Source organism: Amycolatopsis speibonae (assembly GCF_042647925.1).
Taxonomy (GTDB): domain Bacteria; phylum Actinomycetota; class Actinomycetes; order Mycobacteriales; family Pseudonocardiaceae; genus Amycolatopsis; species Amycolatopsis speibonae.
Map to the genome: position 1 here is coordinate 1 of NZ_JBHRWK010000093.1, position 1322 is coordinate 1322.

The following is a 1322-nucleotide window of genomic DNA, read 5'->3' on the forward strand; positions in this document are numbered from 1 at the left end:
AGCCAGCTACCGGGTCACCACCGCACCCACCCCCACCGAACAGGACACAGCCAACACAACAGCAACCCCAGCCCAACCCAGAGCCGCTTAAGTTCCTGGCATTGCTGCTGAGCCGGGGGAAGGGGGCCCTCACGGGCTCCCGGCAAGCATCAGAGCTCGGCAGGGACATCCCGTACGGAGGATTCGGGCAGCTCCCCGGTGAGCGCGAAATCGACCCTCCGGGCGACGGAGACGACCTGGTCGGCGAAGCGCTCGTAGAACCGTGCCAGCAGCGCCACCGAGATCGCGGGTGCGACGCCGTCGGTCCAGTCCGGGCCGGTGACCAGCGTCAGCAGCTCCTCGTACAGCGCGTCGACGCGCTCATCGGTTCGGGCGAGCGAGTGGAACACCTCGGCCGTCGGTCCCTCGATCGCCGCGCCGAGGTCTTCCGCCATCGAGCGGACCAACCCGGCCATCTCACGGAAACGCCCGGTCAGCGCGTCGGGAACGGCGAACTCGGGCTCTCGCGCGGCTTGGTCGGCGATGTGCTGGGCCAGGTCGCCCATGCGCTCCAGCCTGTCCGCGCAGAACACCGCCGCGAGCACGGTCCGCAGATCCCCCGCGACCGGCGCTTGCAGCGCGAGCAGCTTCTGCGCGGTCTCCTCGCATTCGGTCCGGGCCGCGTTCAGCTTCGCCTCGACCGTCGCCAGCTCGACGGCGGCCTCGGCGTCCCGGTCGAGAAAGACCCGGTTGGCCAGGCGCAGCTCCTCGCACGCCATGCCGCACATGGTCGAGAGAAGCTCGCCGAGGACGCTCAGTTCACCCTGGAATCGTTCCCTCATGTGAGCACCTTCTCGGCTTCGAGAACCACGATCCTGTTGTCGTTGCTGATCATAGCCACGGTTACCCGCCGCCGTTCCGGCTCAATCGGCGTCAAACCGCTGGGCCGGACAGCGGTCCTGAACGTGGCCAGGCCTCGCCATCGGCTTCAATCTCGGCGCGGACTGGCCTGGCCACAGGGAGCCGACCATGACTCTGCTTGTCCACAAGGACGACTCTCTTCGCCGGAGCCCGGTTTGAGCGCCTTGCGAAGGGGTCTTGAGTGACAAGGATCGTGCTGGATGCCGACGTGGGTGAGCGGGGAAGATTCCGGACGTTGAGTGTCCGGTCCGTGAAGGGGTCCTTCACGGACCTCAAACCCGGAACAGGTGTGCGCCGAATGTGGCATTGGGGCGCTGGACCTGGATCCACCGGCGTGTTTGTTGGATGGTCTTGATGGTGTTTGTTGATCATGTGTTTGGTGGGTGGGTGTGGTGGATCACCGGTCGTCGCATCCGGTGTGT

At 66.4% G+C, this 1322-nt stretch carries 1 protein-coding gene; it reads right to left on the minus strand.

The features are described from left to right. Positions 1–149: 149 nt before the first annotated feature. Positions 150–821, minus strand: a complete 672-nt coding sequence (locus ACFOSH_RS39140; protein WP_378245974.1) for a phosphate signaling complex PhoU family protein — start codon at positions 819–821, stop codon at positions 150–152. Between the last annotated feature and the right edge of the window lie 501 nt (positions 822–1322).